Source organism: Citrobacter sp. Cc139, from assembly GCF_030334645.1.
GTDB lineage: Bacteria > Pseudomonadota > Gammaproteobacteria > Enterobacterales > Enterobacteriaceae > Citrobacter > Citrobacter werkmanii.
Genome location: NZ_JAOWDM010000094.1, coordinates 1 through 2,179 on the forward strand (window position 1 = coordinate 1; position 2,179 = coordinate 2,179).

At 52.6% G+C, this 2,179-nt stretch carries 2 protein-coding genes and 1 pseudogene; all 3 read right to left on the reverse strand.

What is annotated here, in order from left to right; genetic code table 11:
* A pseudogene (locus tag OGV69_RS22805) lies at nucleotides 1-587 on the reverse strand (phage tail fiber protein); the annotation flags it as partial.
* Between the two features lie 9 nt (nucleotides 588-596).
* A complete protein-coding gene (locus OGV69_RS22810; RefSeq protein WP_069325472.1) occupies nucleotides 597-1,541 on the reverse strand; it encodes a DUF6453 family protein in 945 nt (314 codons plus the stop codon).
* A 1-nt stretch (nucleotide 1,542) separates the two neighbouring features.
* On the reverse strand, nucleotides 1,543-2,179 hold a 637-nt coding region (locus tag OGV69_RS22815; protein ID WP_286469408.1), incomplete at its 5' end, for a phage tail tip fiber protein.

Consider the following 2,179-nt stretch of genomic DNA (forward strand, 5'->3'; position numbering starts at 1 on the left):
TTAGATACAGTTCGATTTACCTGAAGCGCCCCTATACCATGACATGCTGATTGCTGGCTATTACCACCAGTCCCTCCCTGTGTAACACTCAGGGCAGTCGTCAGGCCGGAAAGACTCGTGATATCACTGTTGCTGCCCTTTTTGGCGTAATCTGCAAGCGCTGTTTTATCTGCCTTATCGTTAACACTTTTAATTAACTTTTTCGCTGATGGCCCCGTTGTCTGGCTGGTATCAGGAAGCGTAATCGTTACATCACCATCGGCAGTAAAAAACTGCTGCCAGTTCTGCTTGTCGTAGTTCAGTCCGCGCAGGGCTTCTGCACTTTGTGCCACCAGCGCCGCGGTGACCATATTCAGCGCCACACGAGGAACAGCTGACCAGGCCGCGCCAGTTTGTGTCGGTCCGGTAAAATTGCTGACCAGCGTCAACGCTGTACCGCTTTCCACTGATTTAATCGGGAGCGTATAGGGAACGCCGCCGACAGTGACAACAATAAAATCTCCGGCCGCCACCTCGGTAGTAAACGCGGTTCCGCTGCCAGCAACCGCAGCAGAGTTATTCGTCAGGGTTAATGTTCCTGCTGACATAGTTTTTCCTCAGTACATGTTCGGAAGAATAAGAATGGGCATGGCGATATTTCTGTTTCGGGTCATATCCCATGCGCCAGAATTGCGGTCCGCAAACACTTTGTTGTAGGCTGACCTGACGCTACCGCCTGACATGACCACGCCTTTGGTTCTGATATTTCCCCATCCACCTATCATTCGTACCTGAACGCCGGTATAGACTATCTGGCAGAACCCACCGCCAATATCCTGAAAGGCATCGGTGATCTGGATTTGTCGGTCATACACAAAGGGGCGTTTCAGCGTGGAGAATGTCACCTGGCCTGCGGAGTTAGTCATCGTGATACCGTCGCCGCCGACAGGTGCGGTCTGATTGAATATCACCAGGTCAATCGTCGCCGTTCCGGCCACATCGTCCCGTCCTGTGTAGGAGATATCGCGCACGATGATACTGGTGCCATCAAAGCCCACCGACACATTCGGGTTATCCCATTTGCCAAATGGAATACCGCTGACCGGAAGCGGCGCGCTGCCGCTAACCGTAATGCGTCCGGACCAGGCGCAGGTCATCAGCGCGGCCTGGTTGGATATGGCGGTGAAGTCAGTCGAGTTTGAAACCAGCAATCCTTCGTTATACGTCGCCGCAGGCAGCAGCTCCATGACATAACCAGACCAGTCAGGAGTGATGGCTTTCCCCCCGATGGTCTCTGCGCCAATGATGACCCCGGAATTACCGTTGCGAGTGACGCTCGTCATAATGGCCACATCAAATTCAGCATAGGAATAGATGTAAATGGGGTTAGTTGGCACCACGATAGCCTGTGATCCGGGAACTAGCGGTGTATTGACCGGGTACTGCATTGACTGGGGTGACCAGCCCGAAAAGGATGTACAAAAACTGGGGGCACGCAGCCCCGCAGTAATTGCCATTGCCGGACGGCCATCGTTATAGTCGATTAATATCCCCTCCGGCATATCACCACCTCCCGACTACAACCCGACCGCCACCGGACAAATTAACCGTCAGCCCATTCCCGTTGATTACGACGGTGTTATTGGTGCCGTTAAATGCAAACGCTCCGCCATCTGCGTACAGGCTTCCATGAAACTCTGCATTCCCTGATTTTGGTAATTTCCATCCACGCCCGCCCGGACCTGCTATAAAGTTTGATGACTGCAGGCTGTCAGTAATTTTTCCGAAATCAATGGAGGCATCACGGAAAAACGCATCACTGATAAACACCTGACCATTCACCACTGCAAAGGGTGAATATTGCGTATCACCGCTGCCACTCATCAGGACGAATTGATTGGCGTTAAATCCGACACGAGTGACTACCGGTTTACCCGCTTCGGCCAGCACTGCAATCGACATCCCGGCGTTATACATCACACCGTTAATCCGGACTCCGGTTTTGAGGGTGTAAATTGCAGATGCTCCTGTAGCATCAACTACGGCGGTGAGCTTATCTTCCAGCGCTGCAGTCACATCATTGAACTGCGCCTGCACCTGCGTGGACATTTCAGCCATCGCTTTATCAACATCTGCAATGGTCGTTTTAACCACCAGAATATCCGCGCGCACTTCGCCGTACTGCGCCCACTGGTGTTCC

What these genes read in the sequence shown, in the direction of transcription:
- OGV69_RS22810 (WP_069325472.1), bottom strand. Translation starts at nt 1,541, where the DNA reads ATGCCGGAGGGGATATTAATCGACTATAACGATGGCCGTCCGGCAATG.